This is a genomic window from Pyrinomonadaceae bacterium (genome assembly GCA_036277115.1).
In the GTDB taxonomy this organism is placed as follows: Bacteria; Acidobacteriota; Blastocatellia; order Pyrinomonadales; family Pyrinomonadaceae; genus UBA11740.
The window spans coordinates 323,283-340,197 of record DASUNM010000021.1; the positions used below are offsets into that span (position 1 = coordinate 323,283).

Here is a 16,915-nt window from a genome sequence, read left to right on the forward strand (position 1 = left end):
TTGGTCGACGCACATTTTACCCTACGTGCGAATAGCTTCAAAAAGGGAATTGCAATGCCAGTCAACCGCGTGCGCTTTATGTGTTGCTTGTGTCCTATATGCTCCCGTTGACATATAACGCACCGAAGCGTAGGGTCAAACAGAACCGAGACCAGCTAACTCCTTTCTCAGCTCTTCTGGAATCCCCCAGACCATCTGACATCCACAGCTCAAATACCAAGAGTTCAGGTTGTATTAGCTCGTTCTGAGTACGGCACACGACTGGTCTTGTCTCGGTGAGTCCTTACACTAGAACAAGCCCGCCGTGTCATTCGCTCTGCCTCAGGCTCCTGGCGATCCACATTAGAAAGAGATTGTAACAAGTTATGACAATGAATATTCAACCACTACACGATCGCGTAATCGTGAAACGCATTGATGAAGGCGAACAGGTTCGTGGAGGCATCATCATTCCCGACTCAGCGAAAGAGAAGCCGCAAGAGGGTGAAGTGATCGCCGCCGGCCTGGGCAAGTACAAGGAAGATGGAACGCGCCAAACATTGGACGTCAAAGCAGGAGATCGCGTCCTGTTCGGCAAGTACAGCAGTTCTGAGATTAAGGTCAATGGCGAAGAGCTTTTGATCATGCGCGAGGACGAGATTCTTGGCGTCATCACGCGCGCCGGCGCAGCGGCCGGTGGAAAAAAAGGTAAATAGTCTGGTGTAACGGAACCGACAGTTTTGGTTCAAAACTTTAGTTTTAATTAGGAGAAGAAAAGATTATGGCAAAACAAATAACTCATGGCGAAGAATCGCGCGCGGCAATTTTACGAGGCGTCAATCAGCTCGCCGACGCAGTGAAAATTACTTTGGGACCAAAGGGACGGAACGTTGTGCTCGATAAGAAATACGGCAGCCCGACCATCACCAAAGACGGAGTAACGGTGGCGAAAGAGATCGACCTGAAAGACCCAATGGAGAACATGGGCGCGCAAATGGTGCGCGAAGTGGCTTCGAAAACCAGCGACGTCGCCGGCGACGGAACTACCACAGCGACTGTGCTGGCGCAGGCTATCTTCCGCGAAGGCGTGAAAACTGTCGCGGCAGGTGCAAACCCGATGGCCTTGAAGCGCGGCATCGACAAGGCGGTCGAACGTGCCACCAAAGAGATTGAGAAGATGGCGAAGCCGGTCTCGGGAGAAATGATCGCCCAGGTCGGAACCATCTCCGCGAACGGTGACCACACCATTGGCGAGTTGATTGCCGAGGCGATGGAGAAGGTTGGCAAGGATGGCGTCATCACCGTCGAAGACTCGAAGACGATGGAGACGGCCCTGGAAGTGGTCGAAGGAATGCAATTCGATCGCGGCTACCTTTCGCCCTACTTCGTCACCGATCCGGAAAGCATGGAAGTTGAGCTGGAGAACCCGGTCATTCTTCTTAGCGAGAAAAAGATCTCCTCGCTGCGGGACATGCTGCCAATTCTTGAGCAGGCAGCCAGGCTGGGTAAACCGCTCCTGATTATTGCCGAGGACGTCGAAGGCGAAGCGCTGGCGACGCTCGTGGTGAACAAGTTGCGCGGTACGATCGCAGTGGCCGCGGTGAAAGCGCCAGGCTTTGGTGATCGGCGTAAGGCAATGCTTGAAGACATTGCGGTCCTGACTGGCGGCAAAGTCATTAGCGACGATCTCGGGATTAAACTTGAGAGCGTCAAGCTTGAGGATCTTGGCAGCGCCCGGCGGATAACGCTCAACAAAGACACGACGACCATCATCGATGGCGACGGCACCACCAAAGACGTGCAAGCCCGGGTGAAGACTCTAAAAGCTCAGATCGAAGAAACGTCGTCGGATTATGATCGAGAGAAATTGCAGGAGCGGCTGGCGAAGCTGGTTGGCGGCGTCGCGGTAATTCGTGTCGGCGCGGCGACCGAGACGGAACTCAAAGAGAAGAAGGCCCGCGTCGAAGATGCGATGAACGCCACGCGCGCCGCAGTTGAAGAGGGCATCGTGCCCGGCGGCGGTGTGGTTTTGATACGCGCGGCGAAGGCGCTCGATAAGTTCAAGCTGTTCGAAACGGATAACGACGGCGAAGTGAGTGGCGATGTAGACGAGCAAATTGGCGTCAACATCGTGCGGCGCGCATTGGAAGAGCCGCTGCGTCAGATCGTCGCGAACGCGGGCAAAGAAGGCGCAGTGATCGTTGAGAAGGTTCGCGCCGAAAAGAACCCGAACATTGGCTACAACGCGGCGACTGAGACTTTTGAGGATCTCGTGGCTGCCGGCGTCATCGATCCTGCGAAAGTCACGCGTTGCGCGCTGCAAAATGCCGCGTCAATCGCAGGCCTGATGCTGACCACTGAAGCTCTGATTTCTGAGCTCCAGGACGATGATAAGCCACGGGCAATGCCCGGCGGCATGGATATGTAATTCCCCTGACTGGATGGGAGGCCTCAATTTTTATCACGGGGCTTCCCGTCTTTTTCCGCCGATTTGCCTCAAGAGTCCGAAAAGGCAGCTCTCATTCACACCGGGCTCTGGCCCGGTGAAAAGCAAGTGCGAGACTAGTGAACCGTTTTAACGGTTTACTGCTTCGTAAGCTACTCAGGCGATTGCCTGCGGAGACTTGCCCTGGCAAACGACACTAAGAAACCGTTTCAACGGTTTCAATATACTTGACACACCAATTGGTTTCGCAACCCGCAGGGTTGCAAGAGAGTAGCCGGGGATCGCAGCGAAGCGTAGACCCCCGGACACGTCGACCTGGAATTCGCACCCTGAAGGGGTGCAAGACGAGTTTCTGTGACCCTTCCAGGGTCAGAGATTATATACACTTCGATCCGGGGGTGCGCGCTGACGCGCTCAACCCCCGGCTACTATCTTTCAGCCCCTCGGGCTGACTCATTCACGACAATCAGAGTTGATTGATGAGTCAAGTATATTATTACCGTTGAAACGGTTCCTATGATTCTCACGGTCTTTCATCACCGGCTGAAGCCCGGTGTGAATGAGAGACGTGGAACTTCGACGTTTGAGAAAAAGCTCTGTGGCCACTAGGACCCGCGAAACGACGTCTCGAGTTCTCGGGTTGCTTTATCGACGGCTCGCTCCGCCTCCTGCAACGCCTTAGCCGCTTCTATTAATTCCGCATCGATACTCTGCACGCGTTCGATCGCATCTTCGGATGAAGCGCTTGCTTTCTTGAAGCGCTCTTCGGCCTGGCGCTTCTGCTTCTCGGCTTCTTTCGCGACGGCCTCGGCCCGCTTCTGCGCAGCTTCCAGACTCTTTGTCATCGCACGCGCCGCGGCCAAAGACTTCTTTGATACTTGCAGCGAAGCCTTTGCGGCATTTATTCGTGCTTGTCGCTCTTCACGCTGAGTTGTGTCGGCAGCCGCTTTTGTGCTTTCCGGTTTACTTGAAGCAGTGACTGATGTTTTTGGCGGACTCACTTTCGGCGGATCCGGCGCGCGCTTCTCTTTAACGGCGCTGGGGACGAACGAGCCGAATGAATCGAAGCCGGGTGGATCGACGTCCTGCGTTAGTCGCCCCGGTGTCAGTCCTTCGGAAAGTGTTTCGTATGACGAGAGCGCTTCGAGGGTCGTGGTAATGCGTCGCAGCGTATCGAGTGACGGGTTGTGACCAGCGTCGCGGAGGACTTCAGTGGCCAGATCGGAAAGCTGCGAGAGCGCCTCGCGTCGTCCGTCCAGAGCTTCCCGCATGTTGGCCATCTTCCCGGACGTCTGGGCCTTGCGGAATCTTTGCCCGGTCGCCAGCAATTCGTCGAATTCTTCGCGATGCGTCCAATAGAGTTGGTTCACAGTCCAGGCAGAGACGGGCGGCTTGGCTAGCGTCTTAACGCGTTCCGCCTCATCCGCATTCCCATCCTTCTTGAGTTGAGCGGCCAGTTTCTTGCGCCCGCCGATGAATTCGGTCAAGGGAAGCTTAAATAGTCCATCAATCGGGTCTTCGCGTTTGGGCATTTAGCTAATCGGATCTTTTCCGTTTCATCACTGCCGAGTGTGGGCAGAGGGTTATCTCGTCGCCGATGTCTTAGCCAATCGTTTTAACTCCAGCTTCATTTTTGCCAAAGCTGTCGCCGCGCGAGGATCGTTCACCAGGTTCCTCATCTCAAATGGATCGGCTCGTAGATCGTAGAGTTCATCCATGCCGTCCAGCTCGAGATAGTGGACATACTTCCAGTTATCAGTGCGCACCGCCTGGTAGCTCATCTGCAGAATACGAGGAAACACCTTGTCTGAGTAATACTCAATCAGAAACGAATTTCTCCAGGCGCGCCGGCTGCCGGTCATCAATGGGACAAGCGAATGGCCCTCAATAGTCTTCGGTACCGGGACACCTGCTAATTCCAAAATTGTAGGCGCGAGATCGATGTTGAGGGCCGGCTCGTTTCGCACCGTGCCAGGGCTGATTCGCCTGGGATATCGCACCAGCAAAGGCATGCGGATTGATTCTTCATATGCCAGTCGTCGCTCGACGCTGAGTCCGTGTTCACCGTAGAAGTAGCCGTTGTCACTCGCAAACACAATTACCGTGTTGTCGAGTTGGCCGGTTTGCTTCAAAGCGGTGAGGATTTCACCGACTCCTTCCTCAACCGCCATGAATGAACGCTGCCGCCCGAGTATCGCTTCGTCACTGGTGACCGTGCGTGCGCCCAGAGGCGTCAGGTTGCCGATGCGGCGCTGCAATGCCGGCTTGTCGTGGGGCGCGCGCCCGTAACTCGCTCGCCGTGGAATTCTCGCCCCGGCGTAAAGACCACGATGACGATCGGCCGGAATAAAAACTTCTGCGTGCGCAAGATTCACGCTGCCATCATCGTGCTGCATCACTTCGGGATGTATGGCCTTATGCGCCAGATAAATCAGAAATGGTTTGTCGTGACGCCGTTTGATGAATTCGACCGCATGGCCGTTCAGTAGATCTGTGATGTAGCCGGAACCCTTAACCGAGACGCCGTCAATGTTGAAATCAGGATCACGATAAGAGCCCTGGCCTTTGAAACTCACCCAACGATCAAACCCCGGGCGCGGTGTGTCGTCGTTTCCCATATGCCACTTGCCGATAAACGCGGTTTCGTATCCCGCCTCTTTTAACAGCAGCGGAAATGTAATCAGACGATGACTGGCGGCGGAACGGTCAACGTTGTCGATGATCCCATGTGTGTGCGGATACTGTCCGGTCAGAAAACCGGCGCGCGAAGGCGAGCAAAGCGGCGTGGTCATGAAGGCGTTGCGAAAGTACGCGCCCTCTCGGCCGAGCCGGTCTATGTTTGGCGTCTTGAGATAAGGATGACCCGCTATGCCGAGCTCGTCCCACCGCAAATCGTCAACCAGGATGAAGACGATGTTAGGTCGCGAGTTGACGGAACGAGGCTGGTTGGCAAAGCGCGATGCGGGAAAGATCAGAACGAGAAAAACCAAGACGATGCTGACGACAAAACGCTTCTTGTGTATCGCGAGCAATTTATGCCACCGGGTGCAGAAGCGCACGCTGCAGCTTTTTTCAATCGCCCTGAAGCCTTGCCGCTTCATCGCATCGATTTCCGCGAGGTTGAACGAGTCCTTTCGCGCTAGTTTTCGGGATGAAGATAGAAAACCTTGCTAATGATCTTCCATTCGCCGTCGGTCTTTAGCAGCGTGAACATGTCCGTGAATTTATGGCCGGTCCAGTTATCCAGTTCGACGCGCGCGGTCGCAATGGTGCCCTGAATGTCGATGTTGCCGATGTTGGATTTGAGTTCAGTAGCCGGGCCGTTGCCGTCGTTCCAGTCAAACAGCGTCTGGATCGGGCCGCCGATCAAGTCTGGCCCAATGTAGCCGTAGATGGTCGCTCCATCGTGGAACGCCGGCTTCATGTCATTGCCTTTACCTGACCTGCCGCCATCGATGTACGTTTGAATCGTGCGCGCGATCGCTTCGCGGTCGTCGGTTGAAGTCATTTTCTGCTCTGCCTGCATTCGCGGATTCTCCTTGTTGAGGTCAGTACCGGGAGCGATAGCGACCGGGTTGAACTTCGGGTGATTAATAGTTGCGGTGAGACCCGGTCGCTATTCTCGACTTCGTCGAGAACCCTCACCCTGCCCTCTCCCAAAGGGAGAGGGATTAGCTCCCGGAAGTGACTTCATTAACGTCCGTCTTCGAGTCAATCGATCGAAGATACTATGGTACTGGGTCCTTTGGTCCGGCGGGTTGCGCCGGGTTGACGTGAATGCTGCTGTCGTTCGAATCGATGTAGAAGTGGTTGGTGCCGGAGCCGGCGTCGACCGGATCCGCGTTAAGCGTATACGACGAACTCGAGTTTGCCGTTTTCGGCGTGACGTTCAGGGTATAGAGATAGCCGTCCGCAACTGGCGGGTTCCCGGAGAATTTTGAACTTAAGAACTCTTCCTTGGTTAGCTGTTCGAAGGTACCAAACGTCCGCGAGCGCGTGTTGTAGTACTGGATCTGAACGGCTGAGATTGTCTTAAGGTTCTGAATCGTGGCCGCTTCATTTCCCGAACGGTTTGCTGCACGCCAGCCCACTACAGCCGCACCAATCAAAATGCCGATAATGGCAATCACGATCATCAGCTCGATGAGCGTGAAGCCCTGTTCGTTACGTCTTGCCTTGAGGGTGTTCTTCATGAAAGTTCCTTTGCTAAAAACGACTCGCAGCGCCGCAAGTTCCAAAAGAAGCGGCGCGCCAGCCTGACCGCCAAATCTTACCACCGCCGAGAATCGTCACGCTAATCAGGTCCGCCGCCCAAAGGAAGATAGCGAGCGCCTGATAATGCATGTAAAATGGCGGCTTGATGAGAAACCTTCGCACCGCCGATGCCCCGCTCGTGACCACCGCAGAGAAAGTCAATCTGCTGCAAGCCGAAATCGAGCGCGTTATTCGCGGAAAGACAGAGGCTGTGCGCCTGGCAATCGTCACGCTTCTGGCCGGCGGACATCTGCTGGTTGAGGACGTGCCCGGGGTAGGGAAGACGACTTTGGCGCACGCCCTGGCGCGGGCCCTGGACTGTTCATTCCAGCGGATTCAATTCACGTCAGACCTCTTGCCGTCGGATGTGATCGGCTTGTCGGTTTACGATCAGACGTCCACGACATTTGAATGGCGGCAGGGACCGATCTTTGCGAACGTAATCCTGGCCGACGAAATCAACCGCACCACGCCCAAGACCCAGTCCGCATTGCTGGAAGCCATGGCCGAGGGGCACGTCACCGTAGAGGGCGTCACGCATCAACTTCCGCAGCCGTTCATCGTGATGGCGACGCAGAATCCGATCGAGCACCACGGCACCTATCCGCTGCCCGAGTCGCAAGTGGATCGATTCATGCTCCGTCTGCGAATCGGCTATCCGGGTCTAATTGATGAAAAGCAGATGCTCCGCGACCGCGAACACGCAGAGCCGCTCGACGAAGTGCAGACGGTTATGACAGCCGAAGAGATTCTCGAATTACAGAGAGCGGTCGCCAAAGTCACCGTTGATGACGCGATCGTGGATTACTTAATGCGGATCGTAGCCGCGACGCGTAACTCTGAGATGCTCGATCTCGGCGTTAGTCCGCGCGGCACGCTCGCGTTGTTCCGGGCGGCGCAGGCGCTCGCGCTGACAGAAGAACGCGATTACTGCATCCCCGACGACGTGAAGCGACTCGTCATTCCTGTGTTCGCCCACCGTATTACCGTGAGCTCGCGTTACGCCTCTGCGATGCGCCGGAGCGAAGAAGCCGAAGCCGTGCTTCACGAGATCCTAAAGAGTGTCAGCGTGCCGCTCTAAAATTGCGAATTTCGAATTGCGGATTTCGAAATTCGACAACTACTTGTCATTGTGAATAGTGAAAGCACGTCAAATCGCGGTCCCGGAACAGAAATTCGCAATTCGCAATCCGAAATCCGAAATCTTCTCGCCCGTTGGCGTAACGCGATTCTCGGCACCCTTTTGGTGCTTGCCGGTCTTGCGACCGCACTCTTCACAATTTTTGCCCGGCGCATTGGCGACCCGGGATTGGTCGGCACGGGCGCCGTCGCTTCACTCATCTTCGCCCTCCTGATCACGATTCTGATCGTGCCGCCCCTGGCGCGCTCTGCGTACGCTGAAGTGGGCCGGCGCGGGTTGCCTTTGGAAGTCACGAGCGGCGGAGTCATTTTCATCGTTATTCTTTTGATCGTCGCGCTGGCCGCATGGAACACGGGGAACAATCTGTTGTTTCTGGTGTTTTCGATCATGCTTTCGACTCTGTTCGTGTCGTGGGCGGTGGCGCGTCTGGCGCTGCGCGACCTGACCGCAGCGGCGCGCTTTCCCGATCACATCTTCGCCGGTGAGCCCGCCGAAGTGCTGGTCACCGTCAAGAATGAAAAGCGAGCGCTGCCTTCGTTCTCAATCCTGGTCGAAGCGCGTGGCCCATCCGGCAAGTCAAAGCCGCAGAGATGGAAGCACCGGGTCCGGTATTTGAAACGCACGCTCGGCTATTTCACGTACGTGCCCCATCGCGCGTCGGCCGAGCAAACGGTCGAGCAACTCTTCCCCAAGCGCGGTCACATTCTGGTCACCGGTTTCGAGCTTTCGACGCGATTTCCGTTCGGATTCTTCCGTCACCGCCGTCGCTTGAAGACGCGCGAAGTCGACATCGTCGTCTATCCAAAGCCGCAACCAATTCCTGACGAGCTACACCTGCTGCCGCTTTTCACGGGCCAGCGGACTTCATTTCGCCGCGGCTTCGGCCACGACTTACTTTTATTGCGTGATTATCAGGCGCACGACGAATTGCGGCACATCGATTGGAAGGCGACGGCGCGCGCGCGGCGATTGACCGTGCGCGAGTTCGCGGCCGAAGACGAGCGGCGCATTACGATCATGCTGGACACGCGTCTGACGGAAGACATCGATCGAGAGAACTTCCGGATTCGATTCGAAAATGGAGTTGTCCAGGCGGCGTCGCTGGTAAAACACTTCATCGACGAGCGCGCAGAAGTTTCACTAGTGCTCGGCTCAGAACGTGGACCGTATAGCACCGGGCCGGAGCAGTTGTACGCTTGCCTGAGAAGACTGGCGATGGCGCGTTACGAAGAGAAGGTCCCGAGCGATTTCTGGCCGAGCGCGATCACCGAAGGAGTTGAGTTGCGCGGGCACCAACCGGATGGAAACTACTCGATTCTGCTGACTGCCGCACCGCAGGGATCGATTCCCGCGCACATCTGGCGGCGGGCGTTTGTGATTTTCCTGTGAGCTAACCGAGCGACTCACCAATCTGCGGATGAACGCCGTTGATGAAATCGCGCGCCGTCATCCGGCGCGATCCTTCCATCTGCAATTGACTAACTCGCAAACCAGTTGAATCACCGGCTGAGACGACCAGTTCGTCGCCATCGACCTTTAAGATTCGCCCGTTGGCCTCGCTAACTTCAACGGTTTGTTGCGGCTGTGCTTCCCAAATAATTAGACGGCGAGATTTGTATAACGTGTGAGCATTTGGCCAGGGTTGGAAACCGCGCACGCGTCGCTCGATCTCAAACGCATCCAGCGCCCAGTCGATGAGACCGTCTTCGCGCTTGAGGATCGGCGCGAGCGTGGATTCCGGATCAAGTTGTGGCTTTGGTTCGATGTCGTGCAGATTCTTAAGGGTTTCACTAATCAGTTCGGCCCCCATTACGGATAGGCGGGACATGAGTTCCGGAGCGGTTTCGCGCTCACCGATCTTCGTGGCCTGTTGAAGCAGAACTGGTCCGGCATCGAGTTCCTGCACAATCTTCATCGTGGTGACGCCGGTTTCTTCTTCACCGTTTATGATCGCCCAGTTCACCGGCGCGGCGCCACGATACTTTGGCAGGAGGGAGAAGTGGACGTTGATGCAGCCGTGCTTCGGCGCGTTCAGGAATTCAGCCGGCAGAATTTTTCCATAAGCAACAACTACGGCGACATCCGCTTGGTGCGAGGCGAACAACTCTTTCGCTTCCGGAGTTCTAATCTTTTGCAGTTGATGAATTGTGAGGTGGTTTTCAATCGCGAATTCTTTCACGGGCGACTGATGCAGCTTCTTTCCGCGCCCGGCCGGTTTGTCCGGCTGCGTCCAGACCGAGACGATTTCATGACCGTCATCAACCAGCCGTCGCAAAGACGGCACGGCAGATTCAGGCGTACCCATGAAAACAATGCGCATTGTTGAGCAGTTTACAGTTAACGAGCCGTGCACGACAGATGAAGCAGCCGCGTAGCGGCAGAATGTTTATAGAAAAGAAGTTCTCATGAAGAATTCAGCCGGTGGAAAATGCAACGCATTATCCACCGGCTGCTCATTCTGTGACTCCGGAATCTATAAACATCTCGCGCCTACGGCGCGATAATCAGATCGCCGTGCCGGCTTCGGCGCGTTTCCTCGTCGCGCCAACTTTCTCGGACGAAAGCTTTGCCTGCATAAACAGCAGAAGGTAGTCGCGACCGCCGGCCTTGGAATCGGTGCCTGACATGTTGAAACCGCCAAAGGGATGCACGCCAACCAGCGCGCCAGTGCATTTGCGATTCAAGTACAAATTACCAACATGGAATTCGTTACGTGCGCGATCGAGTTTCGCTTCGTCAGTGGAGTAAACCGCTCCGGTCAGACCGAACTGTGTGTCGTTCGCAATCTCCAACGCGTGGTCGTAGTTGTCTGCTTTAATAACAGCCAGAACCGGGCCGAAGATCTCTTCCTGCTCGATGGTCGAGCCCGGTTTCACATCGGAAATCACCGTTGGTTCGATGAAAAAGCCTTGCTCGCCGTCTGAGCCGCCGCCGGCAATCAACCGCCCGCCTTCAGCCTGGCCTTTTTCGATGTAGCCGTTGATGGACTTGAAAGCTTTCTCGTTGATCACGGCGCTCATAGTGATGCTGTTGTCGGATGGAGCGCCGAGCTTAATCTTCGCCGTGCGCTCAGCAATCTTCTCAATCATCGGATCGTAAATGCGCGCATCGATGATGGCTCGCGAGCAGGCGGAACACTTTTGACCCTGGAAGCCGAATGCGGCTTGCACAACGCCCGTTGCGGCCTCTTCGAGATCGGCGTCCTCGGCGACGATGATCGCGTCTTTGCCGCCCATCTCAGCCACGACACGTTTGATCCAAAGCTGCCCATCGTGCACCTTCGCCGCGCGTTCATTGATGCGCAGGCCAACCTCTTTCGAGCCGGTGAACGCGATGTAACGCGTCTTGGGATGATCGACCACGACATCGCCAACTTCCGCGCCTGAGCCGGTCATGAAGTTCACGACACCCGCAGGCATGCCGGCTTCTTCAAGCAATTCAAAAAACTTGTAAGCGATGGTCGGTGCGTCGGATGAAGGCTTCAGAACGACTGTGTTACCGGTGACGATTGAAGCCGCAGTCATGCCCGCCATGATCGCGAGGGGAAAGTTCCAGGGTGGAATCACCGCGCCCACGCCGAGCGGAATGTATTCAAGCTGATTGTCCTCGCCTTTGAGTTTCGTCAGCGGCTGGTCACCCGCGTAGCGCAGCATCTCGCGCGCGTAGAACTCAAGAAAGTCGATTGCCTCGGCGGTGTCGCCGTCGGCCTCGGGCCAGGACTTCGCGACTTCGTGAATCATCCATGCCGAGAATTCATGCTTGCGCTCGCGCAGCGTTGCGGCGACGCGGAACAAAAGATCGGCGCGCTCCTGGGCCGGAACGTTGCGCCACGTTTTAAAGGCCTCAGCAGCACTCTCGACGGCTTTATTAGCCAACTCTTTGGTGGCTTTGTGAAACTTGCCGACGACCTGCGTGCGATTGGCCGGATTAATGCTGTCCAGCGTATCGCCGGTCTTGATCCGTTCGCCGCCAATGACAAGCGGGTATTCGTTGCCGAGCTCCGCTTTTACCTTTTCAAGGGCGTCGCGCATTGCCTGTGCATTTTCTTCTTTGCTGAAATCAGTAAATGGTTCGTTTTGAAATTCAGTCATGGTTTTTCCTTTGTGTTTCTCTGTGGGCCGCTGCGTCTCTGTGGTTGATGAGCCTTCCGATAGTATTCACCACAGAGGCACAGAGGACTCACAGAGAACACCGAGACTACTCAGGCCATTCGCCGGCCTTCTGCAATTTCCTGACCTTTCGTTTGACGATCTCGCGCTTGAGCGGCGTTATGCGATTTACATAAAGGATGCCGTCGCAATGATCCGTTTCGTGGAGCAGACATCGTCCCTCAAGCTCTATTCCCTCGATCTCGTACTGCTTACCAGTAAGATCGTGGCCGCGCGCGATCACGCGCATGCTGCGAGACACCTTTGAGTAAATACCCGGAATCGAGAGGCAGCCTTCTTCACCGTCCTGTTTGCCTTCCTGCACGATGATCTCAGGATTGGCCATGAAATAACGGCTTGCCGGATCTTTTCCGCCCGAACAATCCATCACAAACAGACGCTTCGCGATGCCGACCTGGACGCCGGCCAGTCCGACGCCGGGCGCGGCATACATCGTTTCGAACATGTCATCGGCCAGCTTCCTTAGATCGTCGTCGAATTTGGTAACGGGATCAGCGGGGGTTTCTAAAATCGGATTGGGCCAGGTAACCAGTTTCAATACTGCCATTCAATAAAAGAAGATTCCTCAGGGATTTAGTTTAGCGTCGTTGATTTTACGATGAACGTTCCGGCTTTCGCCAGCAGAGAGGATTGAACGGAGTGTCCTAATTTCAGAATCTCTGTGGAACTCTGTGAAGCCTCAGTGTCTCTGTGGTGAATGCTTCTCTAAGCAACTGCCACTACAGAGACACCGAGAACCACAGAGCGTTACAGAAAAAGCAAATTAGGACACTACAGGATTGAACCATAGAGACGGAGGTTTCCGCTGGGCTTTCTTATGTGTCTGTTGTGGTCAAGTTCCGATCAATACGCTCGCAACTGTTCGCGATAGCCTTCGTAATTCCGTTTCATCTCGCCCAGGCTGTCGCCGCCGAACTTTTCGCGGGTGGCTTGGGCGAGCACGAGTGCCATCATCGCTTCGCCAATTACGCCCGCGGCGGGAATGACCGTGATATCGGAACGTTCAAACGCCGCACGCTCTTCCTGTTTTGTGTCGATATCGACCGAGCGCAGTGCGCGCCGCAGCGTGGAAATGGGTTTCAGGAACCCGCGCACACGAATCTCTTCACCGTTCGTCACACCGCCTTCCAGGCCACCCGCCCGGTTGGTCTCGCGCACAAATTCCTTTAAGTCATCGCTATAACCGATCTCATCGTGAACTTTCGACCCGGGAAGGGAACTCGCTTCAATTCCGGCGCCGATAGCCACGGCCTTGACCGCGGGAATCGACATGATCGCCTGCGCCAGGCGGCCATCAAGTTTCAAATCCCAGGCGGTGTGCGAGCCCAAACCCGGCGGCGCATCGCGCGCGATGACTTCAAAGATGCCGCCAAGGGTGTCGCCCGCGGCTTTTGTCTCGTCGATCAATTGAATCATTCGCTGTTGCGCGTCCGCGTCGGCGCAGCGCAAAGGCGAATCGTCGGGAATCGATGAGACTTGATCGAAAGTCAGTTCCAACGGCTGCTCGGGAATCCCGCCCAGTTGAATTACGTGACTGCGGATCTCGATTCCAAACTGTTGCAGCAATTGCTTCGCGATTGCTCCGCAAGCGACGCGGGCTGCGGTCTCACGTGCCGACGCACGCTCCAGGACGTTGCGCAGATCGCGCGCGTCGTACTTCAAACCGCCGGCTAAATCCGCGTGACCGGGGCGCGGGCGTTTGACGAGCCGGGATTTCTCGGGCGCAAGCTCTTTCGGCTCGACCGCCATCACTGCGTCCCAGGTCGCCCAATCCTTGTTTTCAATCATCAGCGCGAGCGGCGAACCGAGGGTCACGCCATGTCGCACTCCGCTCAGGATTTCAACTTCGTCTTTCTCGATCTTCATCCGCGCGCCGCGGCCATAGCCTTGCTGCCGGCGCCATAAGTCATGATTGATTTGATCGACGTTGATGGGCAGTCCGGCGGGCAGACCTTCGACGATCGCGACCAATGCGCGTCCGTGTGATTCGCCGGCGGTGGTGAAGCGGAACATGTAAGTTGCGAGAAAGGGCGCTCACCGCAGAGACGCGGAGAACGCAGAGAAAGCGCAGAGAGTCATTCCCTCAAATCGAGCACTCTTCTTCTGATGCCGTCCTTCAATACCACAACATTGAAGTTCATAAGAAGCCCAACATTCCACCCACCAAGCCGCAAATATGTTATCAGTTGCGCCTCATGGATGGGGGCAATCGCCTCAATTGCCTTCACTTCAACTACCAGCCGGCGGGCGACGAGAAGATCCAACCGAATCCGCAGTCAAGCCGAACGCCCCGATACTCGAGCGGTATTGGAACCTCCCGCTCGAATCCAACGCCTCGGGCTGTCAACTCCTGATACATGCACTTTTGGTAGGCCGATTCCAATAGTCCCGGACCCAAAGCGCGGTGAACGGAGATGCCTGCGCTGATCTCGGGTGATTTCGTTGACGTGCATGGATCTCGCAAAATACTGAGGCGTGGTTCCTCTGCGAAACCTCAGCGATCTCTGCGTCTCTGCGGTGAATCTTGAAGGCGATCTTAACATTTCGTTGCAAGGTAACGATTCTTGCTAAGCGAGAAGCCCTTCATCAAACATGTTTCCACGCCCAAGAATGCCTGCCGGATCGAATGCTCGTTTCAATTCAACCATTTCGCGCACGTGCTGATCGCCATACATTTCCCGCAAATACTCACGCTTCAATTTGCCGATGCCATGCTCGGCGGAAATCGTTCCGCCCAGCTCCACCGCACGTCGAATGAAACTTCGATAAATCTCCCAGGCCTTTGCGGCCTCTTCGTCGTTGCGCGGCAGAATATTTACGTGCACGTGATTGTCGCCGATGTGGCCAAAAATCGTGTAGCGCAATTCGCCGCCCCGCAACGCGTCGCGATAAAAGCTCAGCATGTCGGCGAATGAATCGTCAGGCACAGCGATGTCGGTTGAGACTTTTCGCTGCCTGTATTTCGCGAACCGTTCGTTCATCAGCACCGGCAACGCGTGACGGAACTCGCGGAGCTTAGCGTGATCCTGTTCATTCGTGGCAAACCATGACTGCTCGCCCAGAGCCTGATGACGTTCCGTCAGTTCCAGCCATTCGTTCATCAGCGACTCTTCGGTTGCGGGGTTGGTTTCTTGCTCAAAGAAAATCGCGCCAACCGCTCCGTCAGGAATGGTGTCGTATTTCCGGCGCAGGAAGCTGAGTGACTCAACATCAAAGTATTCCAGCGCGCGCGCGTCGAGCGTGGCACAGACTTCAGTCTGTGAATCATGTGCAACGGACACAGACTGAAGTCTGTGCCTCAGCGATCGCGTTCGCACATCACGAACGAAAGCAAGGAGGTTCTCGTCGGAATCGAAGAACACAACGCCGCTCAGAAGGCTTTCAGGTTTTGCAATGAGCCGCACTTCAGCTTCCAGGATCACGCCCAGGGTTCCTTCGCTGCCAATGAATAGATCGATCACGTCCATTCCGGGTGCGACGAAATATCCGGAGGCGTGCTTTCTCACTTTCGGCATTTGATAACCCGGCACCTTCGCGTTGATGGTGCGGCCGGAGGAAAGCGGAATCGTAACGTGGCCACCGTCGCGAACTTGTAGTTCACCTCGCCGCAAATCGATTACGTCACCGGTGGCCAAAGCAATCTTCAAACGCTCGATATAGTTTCGCGTCGGGCCGTACTTGAAGGTGCGAGATCCAGAGGCGTTCGTGGAAATCGTTCCGCCGAGGAAGCACGTCCTCTCGGTCGGATCAGGTGGATAAAACAGGCCATCGGCTTCAACCGCGCGCTGGAGTTCAATCAATCGGACGCCTGCTTCGGCGACGGCGTGGCCACCCTTCTCGTCGCGAGCAACACGCTTGATGTGATTTAGTTTGTCGGTGGCGATGACGATTCCGCCGAAGGGGACTCGACCGCCAACGGTACCCGTGCCCGCGCCTGAGATTGTGACCGGCGTTTTATCTCCGCTGGCTTTCGCCAGAAGCTGAGCAGCTTCTTCCGCACTTTCCGGAAAGAACACAGCAGAGGTGAAGCCGCCAGTCAGGTAACTCGCATCGCCAAGAAAGTCGTGAATCTCGTCCGGTGTGGTCTTCGTCAACATCACAAATGATCAGCCGCCTGCCGAGCCAGCCAGAAGAATACGTCCGATGAGCGGCGCCAGCGTCAATCCAATCGTGACCCAGGTGGGCCAGCGATCAAAGTCCTCAATTAAGAACAGAAACCGCGGGGTCACATAAAACAACGCAAACGCGCCCGCCGCCAAGCCGGCCGCAAACAGCTTCTCCGTCAAACCAAGACCAGGCGAATCGAATATAAACAGGTCAGCGAACCAGATATTCCACATGGTGGTGAGCAGGAGTACGGCGGCGACAATCAGAATGTCAGCCAGTAATTCCATGGGCCAGCTCTTGCGCCACGCCGGCATTTGCTCGAGTTTCTTTGGCGGGAAGACGACGCGCGCCGCGAAGATAGTAGGGAGTGTGCTTAAAAGGATGACCAATGCGAGGGGAACGCCTTTGGGTGCGTGCTCAAGACCGACCGCCACGACGGCCGCGCCGAAAATCGAGAGACTCAGGGAGAGAGAAACCCATCCGAGAAACAGACAACCGGCGTACCCGGGACTCGGAAGCGTTTTACGTCGCGCATGCAATGGCGCGCGCTTGAGGATTGCGCCGGCGGTGTAAGAGATGAACGCGGCCAGGATGATGAAGGCGAGCTGCCGCGCTGCCTTATCTTCGTTGGCCGTAAAGCCGGCGCCCAGTTTGCCCAACCAACGCGCCACAATACCGAACAGGAAAAGGTTTGCCAGGAAGACCAGAACGTCCAGCACGTGTCCACGGTGTCTTCCCAGCCATGACGAAATTCTCATTGCGTGATCTGATATGGTTCAGTCTTGACGAGCACTATTTCAACCACCGAGGAACACTGAG

The 16,915-nt window shown here is 55.9% G+C and carries 15 protein-coding genes; 4 read left to right on the top strand and 11 right to left on the bottom strand.

The genetic code is table 11. From position 1 onward, the window contains the following. Positions 1-371: 371 nt before the first annotated feature. The gene (locus VFX97_05785) at positions 372-695 is read left to right on the top strand and encodes a co-chaperone GroES (GenBank protein HEX5702689.1); all 324 of its coding nucleotides are present in this window, start codon (positions 372-374) and stop codon (positions 693-695) included. 65 nt (positions 696-760) lie between these two features. Further along, entirely contained in the window at positions 761-2,407 is a 1,647-nt protein-coding gene (groL, locus tag VFX97_05790; GenBank protein HEX5702690.1) for a chaperonin GroEL, read from the top strand. 623 nt (positions 2,408-3,030) lie between these two features. Here the strand turns inward: groL and VFX97_05795 are convergent. From VFX97_05795 to VFX97_05810, 4 genes are all read right to left on the bottom strand, one after another. Next, a complete protein-coding gene (locus tag VFX97_05795; GenBank protein ID HEX5702691.1) occupies positions 3,031-3,957 on the bottom strand; it encodes a hypothetical protein in 927 nt (308 codons plus the stop codon). Between the two features lie 51 nt (positions 3,958-4,008). Continuing rightward, on the bottom strand, positions 4,009-5,526 hold the full coding sequence (locus VFX97_05800) for a sulfatase (protein HEX5702692.1): 1,518 nt from the start codon (positions 5,524-5,526) through the stop codon (positions 4,009-4,011). Positions 5,527-5,564: 38 nt separating this feature from the next. Beyond that, positions 5,565-5,933: a nuclear transport factor 2 family protein gene (locus tag VFX97_05805; GenBank protein ID HEX5702693.1), complete on the bottom strand. Its 369-nt coding sequence runs from the start codon at positions 5,931-5,933 to the stop codon at positions 5,565-5,567. Positions 5,934-6,153: 220 nt separating this feature from the next. Beyond that, the gene (locus VFX97_05810; GenBank protein ID HEX5702694.1) at positions 6,154-6,618 is read right to left on the bottom strand and encodes a prepilin-type N-terminal cleavage/methylation domain-containing protein; all 465 of its coding nucleotides are present in this window, start codon (positions 6,616-6,618) and stop codon (positions 6,154-6,156) included. Between the two features lie 167 nt (positions 6,619-6,785). On the opposite strand from VFX97_05810, the gene VFX97_05815 reads away from it, so the two are divergent. Both VFX97_05815 and VFX97_05820 read left to right on the top strand, forming a co-directional pair. Beyond that, on the top strand, positions 6,786-7,760 hold the full coding sequence (locus VFX97_05815) for a MoxR family ATPase (GenBank protein ID HEX5702695.1): 975 nt from the start codon (positions 6,786-6,788) through the stop codon (positions 7,758-7,760). A 51-nt stretch (positions 7,761-7,811) separates the two neighbouring features. Beyond that, entirely contained in the window at positions 7,812-9,209 is a 1,398-nt protein-coding gene (locus tag VFX97_05820; GenBank protein HEX5702696.1) for a DUF58 domain-containing protein, read from the top strand. 1 nt (position 9,210) lies between these two features. Here VFX97_05820 and fmt read toward each other — a convergent pair whose 3' ends face one another. The 7 genes from fmt to VFX97_05855 all read right to left on the bottom strand — a co-directional run bounded on the left by fmt (position 9,211) and on the right by VFX97_05855 (position 16,854). After that, positions 9,211-10,140 carry a methionyl-tRNA formyltransferase gene (gene fmt, locus VFX97_05825; protein HEX5702697.1) on the bottom strand — a complete coding sequence of 310 codons (930 nt, stop codon included), beginning with the start codon at positions 10,138-10,140 and terminating at the stop codon, positions 9,211-9,213. Positions 10,141-10,324: 184 nt separating this feature from the next. Then, entirely contained in the window at positions 10,325-11,911 is a 1,587-nt protein-coding gene (gene pruA / locus VFX97_05830; GenBank protein ID HEX5702698.1) for an L-glutamate gamma-semialdehyde dehydrogenase, read from the bottom strand. A 106-nt stretch (positions 11,912-12,017) separates the two neighbouring features. Then, a complete protein-coding gene (def, locus tag VFX97_05835) occupies positions 12,018-12,536 on the bottom strand; it encodes a peptide deformylase (GenBank protein HEX5702699.1) in 519 nt (172 codons plus the stop codon). Positions 12,537-12,832: 296 nt separating this feature from the next. Next, positions 12,833-14,002 carry a chorismate synthase gene (gene aroC, locus VFX97_05840; protein HEX5702700.1) on the bottom strand — a complete coding sequence of 390 codons (1,170 nt, stop codon included), beginning with the start codon at positions 14,000-14,002 and terminating at the stop codon, positions 12,833-12,835. A 62-nt stretch (positions 14,003-14,064) separates the two neighbouring features. Next, entirely contained in the window at positions 14,065-14,253 is a 189-nt protein-coding gene (locus VFX97_05845) for a GxxExxY protein (protein ID HEX5702701.1), read from the bottom strand. Positions 14,254-14,556: 303 nt separating this feature from the next. Continuing rightward, positions 14,557-16,086, bottom strand: coding sequence for an FAD-binding oxidoreductase (locus VFX97_05850; GenBank protein HEX5702702.1), 1,530 nt, complete (start codon positions 16,084-16,086; stop codon positions 14,557-14,559). Between the two features lie 9 nt (positions 16,087-16,095). Next, positions 16,096-16,854, bottom strand: a complete 759-nt coding sequence (locus VFX97_05855) for a hypothetical protein (GenBank protein ID HEX5702703.1) — start codon at positions 16,852-16,854, stop codon at positions 16,096-16,098. Between the last annotated feature and the right edge of the window lie 61 nt (positions 16,855-16,915).